At 37.4% G+C, this 18,877-nt stretch carries 20 protein-coding genes; 1 reads left to right on the top strand and 19 read right to left on the bottom strand.

Annotated features, from left to right (window positions below; all coding sequences use genetic code 11):
* Window positions 1-40: 40 nt before the first annotated feature.
* The 7 genes from PATL70BA_RS10440 to trhA form a co-directional block, all read right to left on the bottom strand.
* Window positions 41-2,182, bottom strand: a complete 2,142-nt coding sequence (locus PATL70BA_RS10440; RefSeq protein WP_330509865.1) for a glycoside hydrolase family 13 protein — start codon at window positions 2,180-2,182, stop codon at window positions 41-43.
* A 132-nt stretch (window positions 2,183-2,314) separates the two neighbouring features.
* Window positions 2,315-3,289 carry an L-lactate dehydrogenase gene (locus PATL70BA_RS10435; RefSeq protein ID WP_125137301.1) on the bottom strand — a complete coding sequence of 325 codons (975 nt, stop codon included), beginning with the start codon at window positions 3,287-3,289 and terminating at the stop codon, window positions 2,315-2,317.
* 21 nt (window positions 3,290-3,310) lie between these two features.
* The gene (udk, locus tag PATL70BA_RS10430) at window positions 3,311-3,934 is read right to left on the bottom strand and encodes a uridine kinase (RefSeq protein ID WP_330509863.1); all 624 of its coding nucleotides are present in this window, start codon (window positions 3,932-3,934) and stop codon (window positions 3,311-3,313) included.
* The gene (gene nth, locus PATL70BA_RS10425; protein ID WP_125137300.1) at window positions 3,931-4,614 is read right to left on the bottom strand and encodes an endonuclease III; all 684 of its coding nucleotides are present in this window, start codon (window positions 4,612-4,614) and stop codon (window positions 3,931-3,933) included. The genes udk and nth overlap by 4 nt, the downstream gene beginning before the upstream one ends.
* 17 nt (window positions 4,615-4,631) lie before the next feature.
* On the bottom strand, window positions 4,632-6,362 hold the full coding sequence (locus PATL70BA_RS10420) for a B12-binding domain-containing radical SAM protein (protein ID WP_125137299.1): 1,731 nt from the start codon (window positions 6,360-6,362) through the stop codon (window positions 4,632-4,634).
* 81 nt (window positions 6,363-6,443) lie between these two features.
* Window positions 6,444-7,451 carry a LacI family DNA-binding transcriptional regulator gene (locus tag PATL70BA_RS10415; RefSeq protein WP_125137298.1) on the bottom strand — a complete coding sequence of 336 codons (1,008 nt, stop codon included), beginning with the start codon at window positions 7,449-7,451 and terminating at the stop codon, window positions 6,444-6,446.
* Window positions 7,452-7,632: 181 nt separating this feature from the next.
* Window positions 7,633-8,268: a PAQR family membrane homeostasis protein TrhA gene (gene trhA, locus PATL70BA_RS10410; RefSeq protein WP_125137297.1), complete on the bottom strand. Its 636-nt coding sequence runs from the start codon at window positions 8,266-8,268 to the stop codon at window positions 7,633-7,635.
* Between the two features lie 485 nt (window positions 8,269-8,753).
* Here trhA and PATL70BA_RS10405 point away from each other — a divergent pair, with 485 nt between their 5' ends.
* Window positions 8,754-9,395, top strand: a complete 642-nt coding sequence (locus tag PATL70BA_RS10405; protein ID WP_125137296.1) for a hypothetical protein — start codon at window positions 8,754-8,756, stop codon at window positions 9,393-9,395.
* On the opposite strand, the gene PATL70BA_RS10400 is transcribed toward PATL70BA_RS10405, so the two are convergent.
* The 12 genes from PATL70BA_RS10400 to mazG form a co-directional block, all read right to left on the bottom strand.
* Window positions 9,392-10,102, bottom strand: coding sequence for a 3'-5' exonuclease (locus tag PATL70BA_RS10400; RefSeq protein WP_125137295.1), 711 nt, complete (start codon window positions 10,100-10,102; stop codon window positions 9,392-9,394). The two genes, PATL70BA_RS10405 and PATL70BA_RS10400, sit on opposite strands and share 4 nt — an antisense overlap.
* A 31-nt stretch (window positions 10,103-10,133) precedes the next feature.
* Window positions 10,134-10,454, bottom strand: a complete 321-nt coding sequence (locus tag PATL70BA_RS10395; RefSeq protein ID WP_125137294.1) for an Hpt domain-containing protein — start codon at window positions 10,452-10,454, stop codon at window positions 10,134-10,136.
* A gap of 92 nt (window positions 10,455-10,546) precedes the next feature.
* Window positions 10,547-11,212, bottom strand: a complete 666-nt coding sequence (locus PATL70BA_RS10390) for a GntR family transcriptional regulator (RefSeq protein WP_125137293.1) — start codon at window positions 11,210-11,212, stop codon at window positions 10,547-10,549.
* 56 nt (window positions 11,213-11,268) lie between these two features.
* Window positions 11,269-12,138: a 4-(cytidine 5'-diphospho)-2-C-methyl-D-erythritol kinase gene (gene ispE, locus PATL70BA_RS10385; protein ID WP_125137292.1), complete on the bottom strand. Its 870-nt coding sequence runs from the start codon at window positions 12,136-12,138 to the stop codon at window positions 11,269-11,271.
* A 363-nt stretch (window positions 12,139-12,501) separates the two neighbouring features.
* Window positions 12,502-12,750, bottom strand: coding sequence for a Veg family protein (locus PATL70BA_RS10380; protein WP_125137291.1), 249 nt, complete (start codon window positions 12,748-12,750; stop codon window positions 12,502-12,504).
* A 291-nt stretch (window positions 12,751-13,041) separates the two neighbouring features.
* Window positions 13,042-14,946, bottom strand: a complete 1,905-nt coding sequence (ftsH, locus tag PATL70BA_RS10375; RefSeq protein ID WP_125137290.1) for an ATP-dependent zinc metalloprotease FtsH — start codon at window positions 14,944-14,946, stop codon at window positions 13,042-13,044.
* 66 nt (window positions 14,947-15,012) lie between these two features.
* The gene (gene hpt / locus PATL70BA_RS10370; protein WP_125137289.1) at window positions 15,013-15,540 is read right to left on the bottom strand and encodes a hypoxanthine phosphoribosyltransferase; all 528 of its coding nucleotides are present in this window, start codon (window positions 15,538-15,540) and stop codon (window positions 15,013-15,015) included.
* Complete coding sequence (tilS, locus tag PATL70BA_RS10365) at window positions 15,537-16,925, bottom strand: tRNA lysidine(34) synthetase TilS (RefSeq protein WP_125137288.1); 1,389 nt, start codon at window positions 16,923-16,925, stop codon at window positions 15,537-15,539. Before tilS ends, hpt begins: the two co-directional genes overlap by 4 nt.
* A gap of 104 nt (window positions 16,926-17,029) precedes the next feature.
* Window positions 17,030-17,326 carry a septum formation initiator family protein gene (locus PATL70BA_RS10360; RefSeq protein ID WP_125137287.1) on the bottom strand — a complete coding sequence of 99 codons (297 nt, stop codon included), beginning with the start codon at window positions 17,324-17,326 and terminating at the stop codon, window positions 17,030-17,032.
* A gap of 24 nt (window positions 17,327-17,350) precedes the next feature.
* The gene (locus tag PATL70BA_RS10355) at window positions 17,351-17,596 is read right to left on the bottom strand and encodes an RNA-binding S4 domain-containing protein (RefSeq protein ID WP_125137286.1); all 246 of its coding nucleotides are present in this window, start codon (window positions 17,594-17,596) and stop codon (window positions 17,351-17,353) included.
* 111 nt (window positions 17,597-17,707) lie between these two features.
* Window positions 17,708-17,983, bottom strand: coding sequence for an HU family DNA-binding protein (locus PATL70BA_RS10350; protein WP_125137285.1), 276 nt, complete (start codon window positions 17,981-17,983; stop codon window positions 17,708-17,710).
* Between the two features lie 84 nt (window positions 17,984-18,067).
* The gene (gene mazG / locus PATL70BA_RS10345) at window positions 18,068-18,868 is read right to left on the bottom strand and encodes a nucleoside triphosphate pyrophosphohydrolase (protein WP_125137284.1); all 801 of its coding nucleotides are present in this window, start codon (window positions 18,866-18,868) and stop codon (window positions 18,068-18,070) included.
* Window positions 18,869-18,877: the final 9 nt, after the last annotated feature.

Raw genomic sequence — 18,877 nt, 5'->3', positions numbered from 1 at the left:
TTATTTTTTACAAAGCGAGGCGTAGCCTCTTGGCTCTATACTATTGATTTTCTGTTTTTTTACGTTTGATAATTTTAGCACTATGCGGGAGAAGTTTCACCTCTATATGACCTTTGATTACGGAGTAGTTAACTTCATTGGTAAAGAAAGCATCTTTCGTGGTTTCTAAGGTTTGCTGGCATACATCCATATTTCTGATACCAATCTCCCAAACCGGAATTCTAACACTCTTTTCTTCACTACCATTGTTACATACCACCACAATCTTATCTTGTTCATCAAAACGTCCATAACTGATGACCATATGTTCACCATGTAAAAATTTAATGGAGCCTGTTTTCAAGGCCGAACAAGCTTTCCTCATGCTGATGAGACACTTGTGAAGATTGAGAAGTTCTTTGTTTTCTCTGCCCCACGGGTATGCTCTTCGATTATCCGGGTCTGTCCAACCGCAAAGTCCAGCCTCATCTCCGTAGTAGATGGTAGGTGCACCCGGCCAAGTCATCTGAATCACAACCGCTTCCTTCATAATACCAAAGTTAATATCCTCTGAAGCGGATTCAGGTCCATGGGTATGGGTTCTACCTACTTTATGGTTTGTTCTCGTCAAAAAACGACTATGATCGTGATTGGATAGCTCGTTCATGGCCACTTGTAGAGACTGTTCTTGAAACCTAGACATATTATGGGTCATGGCATCAAAAAATGCCCTATGATTCCCTAGCAAATCTCCACGAAACTCATCACTATGTTTTTCCATACCTGTCAAAAACCAAGTGATCGGTTCCATAAAGGCGTCATAGTTCATCACAGTATCCCATTGATCACCATTTTTTATCCAATCGCTTGGATCACCATAATGCTCTGCTAAAATAAGAGCTTCCGGATTAGCGCCCTTAACCGTGTTCCTAAAGTCGCGCCAAAACTGATGGTTAAATTCTTTAGTATAGCCAAGATCTGCTGCTACATCCAAACGCCATCCATCGGCATTATAAGGTGGGGAAACCCATTTCTTAGCCACTTCAAGTACATAACGATATAGCTTCGGTGATCCTTCAAAATTCAATTTCGGCAGGGTATCATAGCCCCACCAACCGTCGTAATGTGGGTTGTCCGGCCACGATTGTCGATTATGAAAGTGGAAGAAAGTTACATATGGACTGACATTTGAAGTATAAGCACCTGCCTCGTAATTTCTAGCATGGGCATAGAACTTCTCTCGGTCCATCCATTTATTAAAGGAACCGCAGTGATTGAAAACGCCATCTAGTATGACTTTCATACCAAGGGCATGTGCTTTTTCAACCAACTTGATAAATAAGGCATTACTTGCTTCTATATTCGCAGGTTCGGTTGTTCTGGTGATATATTTTGTAGCATTATTATTATCCGGTTTGAGCTCATCAAGAACCTTACCACCATCTAATACAATGGTTCCAAAATGTGGATCAACACTATCATAATCTTGAGTATCATACTTATGATTGGAAGGTGACACAAAAATAGGGTTCATATAAACCACATCAACACCCAATTCTTTAAGGTAATCCAGTTTATCCATAACCCCTTGCAAGTCTCCACCATAAAACTCTCTAATACCATCCGGATTTGGATATTGCGTCCACTTCTTAACTTTTTTTGCAAGTTTTCCTACATAAAGATATTCGTTATCCACCACATCATTGGAGGGATCACCGTTGTTAAAACGATCTACAAAAATCTGGTACATCACTGCACCTTTGGCCCAGTCCGGCGTCTTAAAGTTCGGTACCATCATGAAATGGTAATAGGCATCCGGTTCTCTTGTTACCCCTCTTTTGTTATAGTAACATTTCAAATTACCGGCATGGATTTCAAAATAATACTTTATCAATTTCGCAATCGGGGGCATCTCGGCACTGTAGTAATCAAATAACTCATCCGAAAACTCTACGGACATGGGCATCTTTTTTCCTTCACTACAAAGCCATACATCCTCTACGTTATTTTTAGCCGTTCGAATACGTATCTTAATTGTATCCTTACTTGTTGGTTCTTGTGGCATCCTGTAGAAATTTGTACCATCAGAAAAAATTGCTTTTTCATCTAATATAGGCTGTCTCGTCTCAACATACAGGAACAGTTTTTGTGCTCTTGTTAAGTGTTCATAGGGTATATGCATATTCATAAGATTATCTGACACTAAATGTCATCCAGCCTCCTTTCGGTTTATATCTCGTATCCTCATCACATAAAGTACATTGTATATGAAAGCTGTCTGATTTACAACTTTTCCAGCCATATCTTTACATGAACAGTCATAAAATTGAAGTATTTATACTTTTTTAGGTTCTGGACCTTTGTATGTTTTCTTAAAAGTTTCTCTTAAGAAATCAGCAGAAGCTCTGAGTTTTGACGTCTCATCAACACTAAGGGGTACTTCCAATCGTCTACCGATACCATCTTTGGTAACAATACATGGAAGGCTAAGCGCGACATCCTCAATACCATACTCTCCTGTAAGTGTTGTAGACAAGGGCAGAACGCTTAATTCGTTGATTAATATGGCTTGAATGATACGGTCCACACTTTTAGCAATCCCGATATTGGTATAGCCTTTATTAATAAGAATTTCATAACCAACCTGTTTTACTTCTTCTACAATGGCCTCTTTATCCAGTGGCACATCATCATAAATAATATCGAAGTCATCTATAGGTACGCCTGCAATATTCGAACTACTCCATGTTGCAAAGGCTGTTTTACCGTGCTCACCTAGGATATACCCATGGACATTTTTTGTGTCCACCAAATATTTTTGTCCTAGAATACGTCTAAACCTAGCTGTATCTAAAGTGGTCCCAGTACCGAATATTTTTTCAACCGGGTAACCAAAATAATTTTGTGCGTAATAGGTTAAAATATCCACCGGGTTGGAAACCATAATAATAATAGCGTCCATGGTGTAGGTAATAATCTGTTCCATGACTTCCTTTACCACTTCAATGTTCTTCTGAGCTAAGGCGATTCGGTCAACCACTTCATCCGGCTTAGCACTCGGTCCAGCTGTTACAACAATGATACTGGCATCTTCACAATCCTCATAAGTACCTTGTTTCACCTTAATGTTAGGACTATAGGCAAAAGCAGTGGAATGCGAACCATCAAGAGCCTCTCCGTATGCTTTCTTTTCATTTTTATCAATTATGACAATCTCCGCCAAAGAACCCGATGAAAGCAAAGTTGACAGTACTGCTGAACCCACTTGACCTGCACCAATGATCACTACTTTATTTCTTTGAATTTTCATAAGTCACCTTCCTTTATCCCTTTATTGTTCTACCAATAAGGTTCTAATACGGTCTCTAATCATAGACAGAGCCACTTTGTTATAACCACCTTCAGGCACGATAATGTCTGCGTGCTTCTTTGAAGGTTCTACAAATTCTTCATGCATAATCTTGACAGTAGTGAGATACTGCTCGATGACAGAATCCATGCTTCTACCCCGTTCTTTTACATCTCTCACCAGACGTCTAATAATTCTAACATCTGCATCTGTGTCTACAAATATCTTCATATCTAACAGCTCCCTAAGAGACTTGTGCTCAAAAATCAGGATGCCTTCAACTATAATGACTCTCTTCGGTTCTACATGGACTGTTTCCTTGGCCCTTGTGTGATTCATAAAGTCGTATACAGGATGTTCAATCGCAAACCCCGCTTTTAAAGTTTGTATGTCTGCCACCATCATATCCGTATCGAAGGCATATGGGTGATCATAATTCATTTTACTTCGCACTTCAAAAGGTTTATCCTCATTCGCCTTATAGTAATAATCATGGGTAAGGGTAACAACTTCATTACCCACCACTTCCTTAAGCCTATTAACTACAGTCGTTTTTCCGGATCCCGTACCACCTGCGATTCCAATCACAATAGGTTGCTTCATCATTCTTTCTCCTTTGCCCATCCTTCGTTCTTAACGATTCTCGAGTACAGTTCATAAAGTCCACCGGGGCAATCCTTAAGCAAAAAGCATTGCTCACATTTTGGTGAACGAGCTGTACACAAGGTACGCCCATGAGCGATAATCTGTGTATTGTATCTGAGCCAATGCTCTTTTGGTATTTTTCCCATTAAATCAAACTCTATTTTAACAGGGTCGGTGAATTCCGTAAATCCCAATTTGTTAGATATTCTCTTAACATGAGTATCTACAACAATCGCCGGAATATTATATTTGTGCCCCAATACGACATTGGCCGTTTTTCTACCAACACCCGGCAGGGCCGTTAGTGCATCAATATCCACAGGAACCTTACCACCATGTTTGGTGAGGAGCAGTTGGCAACAGGCTTGTATATTTTTCGCTTTGTTTCTATAAAAGCCGGTTGAATGTATGGCTTTTTCAATATTACGAATATCCGCCTCTGCAAAAGCCTGCACAGAATCAAATTCTTCAAACAAGGCCGGCGTGACCATATTGACACGATCATCCGTACACTGGGCACTTAATTGGGTTGCAATTAAGAGTTGCCAGTCATTTTCATTATTCAAATAGCAGACATGCTCCTTACCATATACCTCGTCCAACTGATCTAGAATTCTTTCCATTCTCTTCTTGTCTATCATACGTCACCTATAAGGCTCTATAACCTGATTCTGGTGGCTATTGCCTGTCCTGTCATCTTGTCTCTCATTTTGTAGTTATAAAATATGTAGCTAACCACGTTATCCTTTGGTCCTTCAAGTGGGTTAAAATCATACCGTTCTACATGGGTCATGCGCATGATTTGTTTGGTGTTGTAGCCCTCATAGGCTTTAAAAAGACTATCCGAGTAATCCTCACTCTGATAGAAATTCTTTACTTCCGATAACAATCCATCTTTGACATGAGCAAAGTCCGGCCATTTCTTTGGCTTTTCTTGTAAGCATAGATCATGAATCAACCACTGTGACAAATGGTCTTCGTCCACTTTTGACGCTTTTTTACCAAATTCATATAAAAGGTCATAGAACTTGATTTTATGATGTTTGATATGATGCAACCCACCCGCTTCCCAGTATGCACGTAAATCTTCAAAAAAAGCAAAAGGATGGTCATATAAATCCATAAGATAGGCTATGCTATTAGAAAACTGTCCGCTGTTGTAATAATATTCAAGTAGCACTTCTATATCTTTAAGTCTTCTAAGATCTTCATAGCTCATTTCTCGTGTCTTTAGAACTTCATAGGGTGGATGCTTCCTGCTTACGATGCCATAAGTTTCTTGTTTTTTGTCTATTTTAGAGCCTTTTAGTACTTTAAGAAATCCTAATTGTAATTGTTCCGGCCTAATCGCCATAACATCATTGAAAGATTTTCCAAAAGCCAAGTAGGTTTCTTTTGGTAATCCGGCAATCAAATCCAAATGGAGGTGAATATTACCATTTGCTTTCAGGCTCAATACCCGCTTTTTTAACATTTCAAAATCAGTCTGTCTATTAATATCCACAATGGTTTCATAATTGGTCGACTGAACACCAATCTCAAATTGAAACAAACCTGTCCTAACAGTTTCTAGAAAAAGAATTTCGGCTTCGTCCAGTAAGTCTGCCGTGATTTCAAAGTGAAAATTTGTTTTTCCATTATCATGGTCCTTCAAATAAGACCATATGGCCATGCTGTGGCTTTTTTTTGCGTTAAAGGTACGATCTACAAATTTAACCTGTAAAACACCTTGATCTAAGAAAAATTGAAGTTCCTCAAAGACCCTATTAAGCGGCCTAAAGCGTACACCTTTCTCAATAGAAGAAAGACAATACTCGCAATTAAAAGGACATCCTCTTGAAGTTTCATAATAGATAATTCTATGTTCAAGTCCCAAAAGGTCTTTCTTATAAGCAAAGGGAACTTCCGCCATCGACATAGGCGGTACTTGATGGTTTTGTTTGATTCGATCTTCGTCTCTATAGCATAAGCTACCAACCTGCTCTAATGCGTCGTCATGACCCTTTTCAAGACACGTGAATAAATCAACAGTAGATATCTCGCCCTCTCCAGAGATAACATAATCTATTTCCGGATAAGTCGTCATCCACGTAACTGGATTATAGGATACTTCAGGCCCCCCTAAGACAATCAGCATTTTCGGACGAATCTGACGTATCATTTGAAACAACTTCACGATGATCTCTATATTCCACAAATAGCAGGAAAATCCGACAACATTCGGTTCCTGCTTAATGATTTCATCTAATATATAGTCCAAAGACTGGTTAATGGTATATTCACAATACTCTATGGTTAATCCCTTTTTTTCACCATAAGCTTGTATATAACGTATGGCAAGGTTGGAATGTATAAACTTTGCATTAATGCCAATCAATAAATGCTTCATTGGTCACCTAACTTTCTAATTATCACGATCATGCCTATTTGAAACTCTAAAACTATTATACACAATAACAACCCAAAATTGTTATACTTTCGTACTTTCTCTATGTATAATTTCAAAGCCCATGGTCATCTCATGGTGGTCTTTTAAATCGCCTTCAATTAAATCAATCAGCATCGTTGCTGCAAGTTTCCCCATGACATATTGTTCCACCCTCACTGTTGATAAACTAGGGGTCACATACTTTGCAAATTCTATGTCATCATAGCCAATGATTTCTATTTCCATAGGTAATTTGATGCCTTTATCCTTAAGCGCCTTCATAGCACCTATAGCCATATGATCATTAGCAGCAAAGACTGCTGTTGGCATATCTTTACAGCGTGTGAAAATCTCCAACATAGCCTCATAACCTGAATCAACGGAATAAGCACCTTCAGCAACTAGGCCCTCATCGTAGGTTAGTCCTGCTTTTTCCAAAGCAACCTTATAGGCTTCTAAACGCGCTTCGTTTGACTGATCATAGGAGGAACCTTTAATAAAAGCAATCTTTTTATGTTGATTTTTAATGAAATAATCCATGACCTCCTGAGTAGGTGACACAAAATCCTGAATCACACATGGTAGTCTAAGGTCTCTTATTTCTTTATCCGTAATTACCACTGGCATTTTTTTGCGAATATGTTTAATAATATCAATATGTTCCTGCATCACATTAGTAGGAAAATAAATAATACCATCCACTCTTTTTTCATATAAGAGGTTAAAATTAGCAATATCTTCTTCAGTTGAGTTGTTATCCTTGTAATTGGCCGTAATCATCAGTCCATAACCCCGTTGTTTACAAACCTTGTTTATGGCGTCAATTCGGTCACTATAATAATTATTCATCCCTGGCATAACAATACCCAAGATATTGGTTTTATTATTTGTCAGGCTTTTAGCAATCTGGTTGGGTCTAAAACCTGTCTCTTCAATCGCCTTTAGCACTCTTTCTCTAGCGGCCGCACTAACACCCGGTTTATTGTTTATAACTCTTGAAACAGTTGCTATAGAAACATTCGACAACTTAGCCACATCATATATATTCATATTTGTTCCACCTTCATTTTAGCGAGTTTGCTACTACCTTTATAATATAGTGAATGGGATTTGTCAAGCATTGCTCATACTTCTACTTTCATTAATAAAAACATAAAGAAGACGTAGTATCGTCTTATCTTAATAAAACGACGCTACGCCTTCTGTATATTGATGCTTTCGCATCTCTTTCTTATACGTATCCCATCATCAGTACATAGTGACATGCACTACCGCCCATGACAAACAGATGAAACAACTCATGAAATCCAAACCATTTACGATGCTTTAGTGGCCACTTAAGTCCATAGATAATACCACCAATGGTATAGGTGATGCCACCTGCGACCAACCATCTGAATCCTTCTTGTGGCATAGCTTTGAATACAGGATAGATGGCAACAATAACGAGCCAACCCATTAGAAGATACATGCCTGTGGTCAACCATCTAGGTGCATCTAACCAGAATGCTTTCATAATGATACCGGCTATGGCAATCCCCCATATAACCACCAACAAGATGACACCTAAGGTGCCTTTTAGCGAGATGAGACAAATAGGGGTATAAGTACCTGCAATTAGTATAAAAATCATCATATGATCAATGCGTTTGTACTTACGTCTTAAGCTTTCAGGTTGATCAATGATATGATATACCGTGCTAGCTGTATAAAGCAGTATGAGACTAAGTCCAAATATTGTAAAAGTAATGATGTATGTCATGGAGCCAACTTCAATTGCTTTTATAATTAAAGTGGCTGCTGCTATACATGCTAATACAGCACCTATTAGATGCGTTAATGCACTGATTGGATCTTTAACTTTCATATCATTACGCCTCCTATGTAGTAATCAATACTATGTGTTGTTATATTGATATACTATCATAAGGTATCTATAAAAGCAAGAAAAAAATACACCTATACCCTAGATACTTATCCATGGTTAGATGTATTCATTTATAGTTCTAAAGTCATTATAAATAAGATGCTACAGCTGAAAGTACCAAACTCAATACGATGACTAAGGATACCACGATACTCACTTTTTTAATTAGCTTTCGGTTCTGAAAAAACATTCTGTTCACTCCAATTCTGAAACGTTTATATTTGGTTTACATGCTTTGACTGTTCACCATTCAATAATTATATTATAATGGAAATAACAAATAAACTCAAGCACAAGAAGTTGACTTCGTGACGGTTTGCTTGCAAATTGTTCCGGCAGGAAAGTTCCTTGACGCTTAGCTAAATCAAAACTTTCCTAGAGCACAAGAAGTTGTGCCTCGCTTTGCTAAGAAAGGATATAATCATATGGCATTTCCCATTTTTTTTGTATGGTTCATAATAGGTATTTTTATCTTTAGGCATCACCTTAAAAAGGGCTCAAAAATAGAAGATGCTGCACACGATGCTTTTTGGAAAAGGGAAGCTTCCTCCCTTGTGGTAAGAAAACGTGATTTAAATCCTAGTGACTATATACAGACTTCATTATCTTCAAATCTTAAAATGGATTCGGCTTTTTTTGATAAAATACAAGCGCCGGATCTCTATCGTCAACAAAAATACGTCTTCGACTTGTCCCAAAAACCTATGGTTAATTTTCAAGATCTGGACAATGCAGATATAAGACTTCAATTTGGCACCGCTACTATAACCACCATTGAGGCTTATGAAAATAACTATGTTCAATATATCAAGACCCTTCACTCACTCGCTAAAGGTCTATTTGCAGCAGGTCAAGAAGACTTGGCAAGACAGTATCTCGAGGAAGGCCTTACAGTAGGTACTGATATCAGCGGTAATTACACGCTATTAGCCACCATCTACAAAAGACATCAACAAGAGGATGCTATCGCTCATCTTTATGAAATCGCCAAGAATCTTAATACATTAACAAAAACCAAGCTTCTAAAAGAATTAGATCAAATCAAACAGGGTAAAGAAACAAATTAATAGCCTTTGCCATATTGACCAATCAAGCCATCAATTCTTTGACTGGCTTCACTCTTGGTCAATGCATCTAGATCAAAATCTAAAGCAACTTTATGTTTATTCATTAAACTTAACAAAAATTTTCTTTGTTTATCCGTCATTGGTGATTGTTTTTTGGGCTTCCACATCAAAGGACTGGGTCTAAGTTCAATCACCTTATGGGTATCCATATATTTATGCTTAATGATTTGAAAAAGCTCATGGGTCGCAAGTGCATCATCCAAAGCCCTATGAGCGTTTTCTCTGTTTATTGAACAAAACTTTAAAAGATGACTTAAACTATAGCTATTTTGATAGTCCATATACTGTCTGGACAATAACAAAGTATCCAATGCATTTTTTTCGAAATGCAAGTTCAACCGCATAGCGTTTGTTTTGAGAAATGAAAAGTCAAATGGTATATTATGTCCCAAAATTGGTAAATCTTCGCAAAATAATAAAAACATTGGCATAACTTGACTAATTATAGGTGCATCAACAACCATCTCATTCGTGATGCCTGTAAGATTGATGATATTTTCCGGTATGGCTACTTCAGGATTGACCAACATATTAAAGACAGCTACAGTTTGGTCGTCTATGACTTTGGCCGCTCCTATTTCTATTATTCTAGCATAATCCGGATGCAAGCCTGTCGTCTCAATGTCTATAACAATATAGTCTTTCATATTTATTCCAGGCTTCCTCTCAACTTTATATTTATTCTTTATAAGTGGCCTCTACAGCATCCAAGAGAACAACAATCTCCTCTAACACATCTTTTAACGCTTTTGAAAAAGCCTTTAAATCCGATGCCTTCGTGTCTAAATCCGCTTCAATGGCTACTTCTAATGCTTTAGATTTTTCTACTAGTTCCATAGCGCCTAAATTACCACTAAGACCTTTGATACTATGTGCTAAAAGACGGGCATCCTCTTGGTTACCCGTCTCTAACAGTTTCTTAATGTCTTTATCTACATGCCTATATTGATTATAGAAACCATCAATTAATGTATCAAATAAAGCTTTGGACCCCCCCAATGCGCTAAAGCAGCCTCCATGTTCATTTTCTTTTTAACCATAGTATCACCCCTCATAACTTGATACAAAAGTTGACGCATACATACTTCATATTATAGAATTCGACTGATCACGGCTTTCTCTTGATTCTCAATATGTCTGGCCGCAATTTCTTGAGCTTCGATACCGTTTTTCTCCATGATGGATTTGACAATTTCCTCGTGTTCTTCAACTAAAGCTTTAAAATCACTCATTTGACGAATATATTCCACTCTAAACCTATAAATCTGCTCTCTTAAATTGTTAATCATCTGAACCAACTTTTCATTATTCGTAGAATGGTAAATAACGTCATGAAATTCAACATCTTTCTTAATAACTGTTTCCACATCCATAATGCTCGCTGCCTCTGTAAAAGCGTCATTAATACTTAGAAGGCTTTTCATATCCTCATCCGTCATTTTTTGACATGCTAATTTGACAGCTAGACTCTCAAGTGCCGCTCTCACCTCTAAAACATTTTTAATGTCTTGCTCTGTAATTTTGGCCACTTCAGCACCTTTTCTAGGTATCATAATGACCAAACCTTCAAGCTCCAACTTTCTTATGGCTTCACGAATGGGTGTACGGCTCACGCCCATCTTTTCAGCCAATTGTTTCTCCATCAAGCGTTCACCAGGAGCTAACTCTCCCTTTAGTATTGCTTTTCTAAGTGTACTAAAAACAATATCTCTAAGGGGTAAATATTCATTAACTGTAACTTTAAAACTTGTATCCATGATTCGTATCCCCACTTTCAATCTTCATTCACAAGCCAATTATTTAGCTTTTACCCTTACTGAACATTATACGTTGTTGTGACAAAAACTTGCTTGACCTCTTCAAGGCGTTTTAATTTTTTGGCCGCTTGATGTGCCATACCTTGATCTTCAAAAATACCAAAAACTGCTGACCCACTTCCACTCATCAGTGCTCCAAGTGCTGCATTGTTGAATATAGCCTCTTTTATCATTTTAACCTCGGGATATCCTCTAAAAGTAACTTCTTCAAGTACATTACCTAGGTTTTGCACAATTTGCCCCATATGATCTTCTTCTATACCTCTAACCATGGCATCTATATTAGGATGATTGCTAATGGTCATTACATCAAGATTCCCATATACATAGGCCGTAGATACACTTTGTTTTGGCTTTACAATGAGCAGATGAAGTTTCATAATCGGTTTTATAGGCGTTAATATTTCCCCTATACCTTCAGCAATCATTGTGCCACCTCGTATGCAATAAGGTATATCTGCCCCGAATTTTGCACCTATTTCTTCCATCGTTTCTATATTAAGACCCAACTCAAAAAGTTCATTCATACCAAGGACACTCTGGGCTGCATCCGTACTGCCACCAGCTAGACCGGCACCAACAGGAATGACTTTATAAAGATCAATATATACCCCACTCTTAATACCATAAGTAGTTTTCATATATTCAACCACCTGGTAAACCAGATTCCTGTTATCTCTGGGTAAATAGGGTAGATTCGTCTTCATAAGAATTTTATCGGATTTGATCTTTTTTAACCTGACTTTATCATGCAATTCTATAGTCTGCATAACCATACGGACATCATGATAACCGTTTTCTCTTTTGCCAATAACATCTAAAGCAAGATTAATTTTGGCTCTCGCTTTTCTCTTCACTTCTTTCATATACACCTGCTTAAGATTCATTTGTATTTTGTATACTTAATATTATATACAATAATGGTTAAAGTGTCAAAATATATAGTTGAACTTTTACCTATAATATATAGTTATGAACGCATCAACGTAATCTATATATTGTAGGTAAATTAGAGAAACTTTGTTTTGATGCTTTAACCAATGTTAAAGTGTCAAAATATATAGTTGAACTTTTACCTATAATATATAGTTATGAACGCATCAACGTAATCTATATATTATAGGTAAATTAGAGAAACTTTGTTTTGATGCTTTAACCAATGTTAAAGTGTCAAAATATATAGTTGAATAGTAAAAAAACATCAAGGATTAATCCTTGATGTTTTTTTACTATTCGCCACAAATGGATAATTCTACATTATGTGTTAATAAATCTGTATAACTATAGGAAACACTCCTAAATGAATTTTGCTCTAAATTCTTTACCTTAACTACGAAGATACTAGGATATGTGTTTTCCAACACACCTTCCTTTACCACAATTCTCTTCCGTCCTTTGTTGGCCCGAATTAGAACCTTGCTGCCGACATGAGCTTTAACCTGTTCTCTAACTGCAAATAAGTCCTCTTTTGCGATCATTCATACACCTCATCTTTACAACGTATTGGGTTCATGATGTTATCTCTCTATATCCCCTAAGTTACTAGATTATAGCATATATACACTAAAAAGTCAATTGCGTAATCAATTATTCTAACAAAAGAATTTTCCATTGTCAATACTTTTTTTAATATTTATAGTTCTATGTACTTATATATTTGTAGGTCCTATGAAAACTCAGGGACAATATGTGAATACTACAGTGGGTACGATACAAAACAACAGAAAATAAAAAGAGCTAAAACAATAATAATGTTCTAGCTCTAGCTATTATGCTTCTGTCTCTACTTCTTTTTCTTCTTCACTTTTACCAAAAAGTAAACGTTCTACAGAGGCTTCATCTAATTCAACTTCATCCAAAATACCCTCTTTTTTTGCTTCAAAAAGAGCTCTAAACTGGGCACCTGTAATTTTTTCTTTCTCTATTAACAAATCTGCTGTCTTATGAAGTATGTCTATATGATTCTCAAGTATTGATTTTGCCTCTTCATACCCAGAGTCAACCATACGTTTGATTTCACTATCGATAAGTCCGGCAATATTCTCACCGTAGTTACGGGTATGACCCCAATCACGACCAATGAAGACTTCTTCATTATCGGAACCAAACTGTATCGGTCCAATGACATCTGACATACCGTATTTAACCACCATATTTCTTGCAATGGCACTTGCCCGTTCAATATCATTTGAGGCTCCGGTTGTTATGTCATCTAACACTAATTTTTCAGCCGCACGGCCTCCAAGTAAGGATACAATTTCTTGCTCCATTTTCTTTTTGGTCATATACATAGGATCTTTACTTGGCAATGGCATAGTATAGCCACCCGCCATCCCTGTCGGGATAATGGAAATGCTATGTACTGGATCTAACTCTTCAAGTTCTTCAAACAATATCGCATGTCCGGCCTCATGATAAGCTGTTATACGTTTTTCTTTTTCAGATATAACGCGACTACGCTTCTCTGTTCCAATACCGACACGAACAAAAGCATGTCTAAGATCCGATTGGTTGATGACTTTTTGATCAGATCTAGCTGCATATATGGCAGCTTCATTCAAGAGATTTTCTAGATCTGCTCCGGTAAAACCTGCTGTAGTTGCCGCTATCTCTTTAAGACTGACATCATCTGACAATGGTTTTCCCTTTGCATGAACCTTAAGAATCTCTTCTCGACCTTTTACGTCCGGTCGTCCGACAAAAACCTTACGGTCAAATCGTCCCGGTCTAAGAAGGGCCGGATCTAATATATCCACACGGTTGGTTGCCGCTATGACGATAACACCTTCGTTGATGCCAAAACCGTCCATTTCAACAAGCAACTGATTTAGAGTCTGTTCACGTTCATCATGACCACCACCAAGTCCGGCACCTCTTTTTCGTCCAACAGCATCGATTTCATCTATGAAAACAATACATGGTGCATTCTTTTTTGCATTCTCAAATAAGTCTCTAACCCTTGAAGCACCTACACCTACAAACATCTCAACAAAATCCGAACCGGATATGCTAAAGAAAGGTACACCGGCTTCACCGGCAACAGCCTTTGCAAGTAATGTTTTACCTGTTCCGGGAGGACCTACCAATAAAACACCTTTTGGTATCCTGGCACCAACTTCAACAAACTTCTTCGGACTCTTCAAGAATTCGACAACTTCTTCCAATTCATCTTTTTCTTCTTCAAGACCTGCGACCTTGTCGAAATTCACATTCTTATCCTCGTCTAACATCATCTTTGCCTTACTTTTTCCAAAAGACATGACTCTGTTACCGCCGCCGCCACCTTGAGCTTGATTCATAATGAACATAAACAAGAATATTACTGCCACCATAATAACAATAGATGGTAGTAGACTGATGAACCAATTGGCTCTTGGTACATCTTGTGTATAAACCGGAATGCCATTCATTTTCAAATCTTCATGAATCAAATTCACATCCGACATAAAGAAACTCTTGCTCTCAACATCATCGGTCCAAACGGTAATCTGACCTGTTGGAATCTCAATATTGGGTTTGATTTCTACGCGTTCAACCCTATCAATTTCGGCGAGGAACTCTGTGTACCCATATTGATTTTCATTCGTTGGTGTATTTTGTGTTGAAAAGAATAGGGCAAACATAAGAACTAGAATAAGTAATAGATAGAAACTATAACTTTTAAAATTCTTCATAACTTTTCCTCCTTTAACTTTAATGCCTGAGGCACTTTTTTGTACTGCATCTTATATCATTTTTCTTTACTCAATCCCGACTAATTTACCAATATAAGGCAAGTTTCGGTATTTTTGTTCAAAATCTAGTCCAAAACCTAAGACGTAATAATCTGGAATTTCAAATCCGACATAATCCACTTCCACATCCACAATACGACGATCCGGTTTATCAAGCAATGTACATATCTTAATACTTTCCGGTTTTCTATCTTTAAGAATCTGAAGCAAATAACTAAGTGTCCGCCCAGAATCTATGATATCCTCTACAATAATGACATCTTCACTTTCAATACTTTCATCAAGGTCTTTAACGATTTTTACGATACCACTCGAACTGGTTTCATTCCCATAACTGGAAACCGCCATGAAATCCATGGTCACCGGAACCGATATATATTTGGACAAATCTGACATAAACATCACGCCGCCCTTTAAAACACATATCAAGTGTACTTCCTTCCCTGCATAATCTGCAGATATTTTTTCGCCCAATTCTTTAATCCGTTGCGACAGTTCTTCTTGTGATATGAGTACCTGAATCTCACCTGTCATAATCGTTCCTCCTTAGAATATACCACTTCAATAATGGTTTTCGTTGCATCTGTCACGGTATAGGCTTCATTAATTCTGTAACCCACAATCCATATGACTTCATGACCCAATACCAGCATTGGTACCTGATCTCTAACCGAACGATTTACCTTTTTGTCAATGAAGTAATCTTTAATCTTTTTCTTGTGTAAAGCAGGCGAAAACCTTATGAAATCGCCATTTTCTCTGGTTCTTATGCGTAAATTACCTCTTATTTTATCATAGTCAAACCATTTCGTACATGACTTTTTCGAAAATTCCGTTTGTTTTTCATAAGGGAAAAGTCTTATGGTGAAATCATCGTATGTATAGGTCTCATAAAGTGTCATACTTGTCAAATCTATTTCTATTGGCTCTGGTTTGACTATTTCTTCATGGTTACCTCTATCTAAGGTAACAACATCATAGTCACACCTAAGTCGTCTGTTCATGGGTAAATCCATGGCTTTTCCCGTCTTCCCCGATTTTACTAGAGCCATCATCTCATCCGTATGTTGCTTACTTATGTTCCTAAGACCACCCTCTAACCGGGCCATACCTTGGCGTAATACACGTCTTAACACTACCGAGTCTAAGTTACAAAGATCCGTTCTTTGCCATTTTATCTTTTCTATAGACTGATAAATAACAGCTTTTTCATAGGCCTCTACCGCCAAGTCCTCCAAATACCTATCATCTTCTCTTATAAGTGAAGCTGTTGCACATACGTGTTCGGATAGCTTTGGTTGTATCTGCTCTGTAAGCATAGGTATAATCTGTAAACGCATTTTATTACGTGTATACTTGGTCTCATAATTGCTTTCGTCCACATCAAAAGCTATGGCTTTTAGGCGACAGTATTCCATAATCTCTTCTTTAGTAACCTCCAATAAAGGCCTTATATAAGCGCCCCTTATCGGTTGCATGCCACCAAGTCCTTTAAGGGAACTGCCTCGGAAAAGATTCATCAAGACCGTCTCAGCTTGGTCATCCAGGTGGTGAGCCAAAGCTACTCGTCCGCCTTCTTCTTTTATAATACGATCAAAAACCTCATACCTTAAGTCTCTTGCTGCCTCTTCAACCGATTTGCCACAAGCTACAGCAGCTAAAACATCTACGTGAAATGTCCGACATAAAATACCCAAGCCCTCACAATGAGCCTTAACATGTGCCGCTTCCATATCCGAAGCCTTCCTTAAACCATGGTGCACATGAATCGCTTCAACTTCTATACCAAATGTATTTTGATATTGAATGAACAAATCAAGCAGTGCCATGGAATCTGCACCACCGGATAAAGCAACATGAATCTTCCTTGCTTTACCTATTAAATCATATGCTTCTATAAATTTTATAAATTTTTCCATGTCATCGCTCACTTTTTTAAAATACCGAACCAATAGCACAAGACACCCACTGACGATGTCTTGAGAATGATAGAAAAGGCCATCCAAAGGACAACCTTAATCTCTCATTCTTTTTCAGCTATATCAATTAATGTCTCATCCGGATAAATTAACCCAAACTTACTTCTTGCTGTTTTTTCAATAAAGGCTCTGGTTTTCATTTCTTCTTTGACTTTAAGCAGTTCTAGTTGCTCAAGTTGTTCTTCTTTTATCATTTCCATAAGAACCACAACTTCGGCTTCTCTTTCCTTATTATCTGTATAGGCTCTCGATATTTGTACAATGCCAACGCCAATAAATAGCATCAAAACAAAAATAATAAAAATCATAGCCTTTTTCTTACTTTCTTTCTTACGTTTCATCCAATCACCCTTCTTAACACATAGCTAATCGCTCAGGTATTCGAACATTTCCTTGGCTTCATCCTTTTTGCTGGTCTCTTTAACATCTAGAATTATTGCCTTTACAGTTTTGTTTCCAAAGGTGATTTCAATAATATCGCCTTCACTGACTTGAGTTGATGCTTTGGCAACTCTATTGTTAATCATGACACGACCTGCATCACATGCTTCATTGGCCACCGTTCTTCTTTTAATAATTCTTGATACTTTTAAGAATTTATCTAATCTCATAATAATCTTCACTCCTCATTATATCCATATACCTTTTGAATCTCAAGGGCAGAATGACAAAAAATCTACACCGACAGTGTAGATTTTCAGCATTGTACTATTTAGATGGTATTATACGTTTACTGCGTCTTTTAATGCTTTTCCAGCTTTGAATCTTGGTGCTTTTGATGCTGGTATCTTCATTGCATCGCCAGTTTGAGGATTTCTACCTTCTCTTGCAGCTCTTTCTGCAATATCGAATGTACCAAACCCAACCAATTGAATTTTTTCACCTTTTGCTAATTCTTCAGTGATGACATCCACCAATGCTTTTAATGCTTTTTCAGCATCTTTCTTGCTTAACTCAGTTTTTTCTGCCATTGCAGCTACTAATTCAGATTTGTTCATAAATAACTCCTCCTCTACATTTTTATTGAATTATTAAACAACTTTTGCGCCATATTATTTGGCTATATAATAATCGCTAAGCGACTATTCGTCTTTTTTAACTTCACTCCAGAGTGCATCCATTTGTGTTAAATCCATTTGTCTGATATCCTGACCTCTTGATACAGCAAGGTTCTCAATGCCCTCAAATCTATTTATAAACTTTTCCAAGGCATTTGTCAAGGCATTTTCGGGATTTAATCCCAAAAATCTTGAAATATTAACCACTGAGAACAGTAAATCCCCTAATTCTTCTTCAATTGCCTTCAAATCCTTATTTTCATAGGCTTCCATCAGTTCTTGGGCCTCTTCCGTCAATTTTCCAAATGCCGAATGAAAATCCGGAAAATCAAATCCGATTTTACCCACTTTCTTCTGAACTTTTCCTGCTTTGATTAAAGCGGGTAAGACCTTAGGAACTTGCCTTAGATCTTGTGTAACCGTTGTAATCGATTTCTCCTCTAATTTAATCTTATCCCACTGGTCCAAGACAGTTTCACTATCTTCTGCCAAAACGGTGTCAAATACATGAGGGTGTCGACGTAATAATTTCTGAACTATACCATCTACCACTTCATCAATCGTAAATGTCTCAGCTTCCTTACCTATTTGGCTATGAAAAACAACTTGTAACAACAAGTCTCCAAGTTCTTCTTTAAGATTAGAAAGATCATTCTTATTGATGGCTTCTACCAATTCATAGGCTTCTTCGATAACCGCATTTTTTATAGATACATGGTCCTGTTCCCTGTCCCAAGGACAACCTTCTTCACTTCTCAGTATGGTCATAACTTCAAGTAAGTCCTCAAAGGAATATGTATCACCTTTTTTTACAATATTTATCATAATTATCCT

Origin of the sequence: Petrocella atlantisensis, from assembly GCF_900538275.1 — a bacterium.
Taxonomy (GTDB): Bacteria; Bacillota; Clostridia; order Lachnospirales; family Vallitaleaceae; genus Petrocella; species Petrocella atlantisensis.
The sequence above is the reverse complement of the archived record's forward strand: the minus strand, read 5'-3'. Positions and strand labels throughout refer to the sequence as shown.

Excerpts from the sequence above, each read along its gene's own strand:
- PATL70BA_RS10435 (WP_125137301.1), bottom strand. The coding sequence starts at position 3,289 with ATGAAAATTCAAAGAAATAAAGTAGTGATCATTGGTGCAGGTCAAGTG.
- udk (WP_330509863.1), bottom strand. The coding sequence starts at position 3,934 with ATGATGAAGCAACCTATTGTGATTGGAATCGCAGGTGGTACGGGATCC.
- nth (WP_125137300.1), bottom strand. The coding sequence starts at position 4,614 with ATGATAGACAAGAAGAGAATGGAAAGAATTCTAGATCAGTTGGACGAG.
- PATL70BA_RS10420 (WP_125137299.1), bottom strand. The coding sequence starts at position 6,362 with ATGAAGCATTTATTGATTGGCATTAATGCAAAGTTTATACATTCCAAC.
- PATL70BA_RS10415 (WP_125137298.1), bottom strand. The coding sequence starts at position 7,451 with ATGAATATATATGATGTGGCTAAGTTGTCGAATGTTTCTATAGCAACT.
- trhA (WP_125137297.1), bottom strand. The coding sequence starts at position 8,268 with ATGAAAGTTAAAGATCCAATCAGTGCATTAACGCATCTAATAGGTGCT.
- PATL70BA_RS10405 (WP_125137296.1), top strand. The coding sequence starts at position 8,754 with ATGGCATTTCCCATTTTTTTTGTATGGTTCATAATAGGTATTTTTATC.
- PATL70BA_RS10400 (WP_125137295.1), bottom strand. The coding sequence starts at position 10,102 with ATGAAAGACTATATTGTTATAGACATTGAGACGACAGGCTTGCATCCG.
- PATL70BA_RS10390 (WP_125137293.1), bottom strand. The coding sequence starts at position 11,212 with ATGGATACAAGTTTTAAAGTTACAGTTAATGAATATTTACCCCTTAGA.
- ispE (WP_125137292.1), bottom strand. The coding sequence starts at position 12,138 with ATGAAAGAAGTGAAGAGAAAAGCGAGAGCCAAAATTAATCTTGCTTTA.
- PATL70BA_RS10380 (WP_125137291.1), bottom strand. The coding sequence starts at position 12,750 with ATGATCGCAAAAGAGGACTTATTTGCAGTTAGAGAACAGGTTAAAGCT.
- ftsH (WP_125137290.1), bottom strand. The coding sequence starts at position 14,946 with ATGAAGAATTTTAAAAGTTATAGTTTCTATCTATTACTTATTCTAGTT.
- hpt (WP_125137289.1), bottom strand. The coding sequence starts at position 15,540 with ATGACAGGTGAGATTCAGGTACTCATATCACAAGAAGAACTGTCGCAA.
- tilS (WP_125137288.1), bottom strand. The coding sequence starts at position 16,925 with ATGGAAAAATTTATAAAATTTATAGAAGCATATGATTTAATAGGTAAA.
- PATL70BA_RS10360 (WP_125137287.1), bottom strand. The coding sequence starts at position 17,326 with ATGAAACGTAAGAAAGAAAGTAAGAAAAAGGCTATGATTTTTATTATT.
- PATL70BA_RS10355 (WP_125137286.1), bottom strand. The coding sequence starts at position 17,596 with ATGAGATTAGATAAATTCTTAAAAGTATCAAGAATTATTAAAAGAAGA.
- PATL70BA_RS10350 (WP_125137285.1), bottom strand. The coding sequence starts at position 17,983 with ATGAACAAATCTGAATTAGTAGCTGCAATGGCAGAAAAAACTGAGTTA.
- mazG (WP_125137284.1), bottom strand. The coding sequence starts at position 18,868 with ATGATAAATATTGTAAAAAAAGGTGATACATATTCCTTTGAGGACTTA.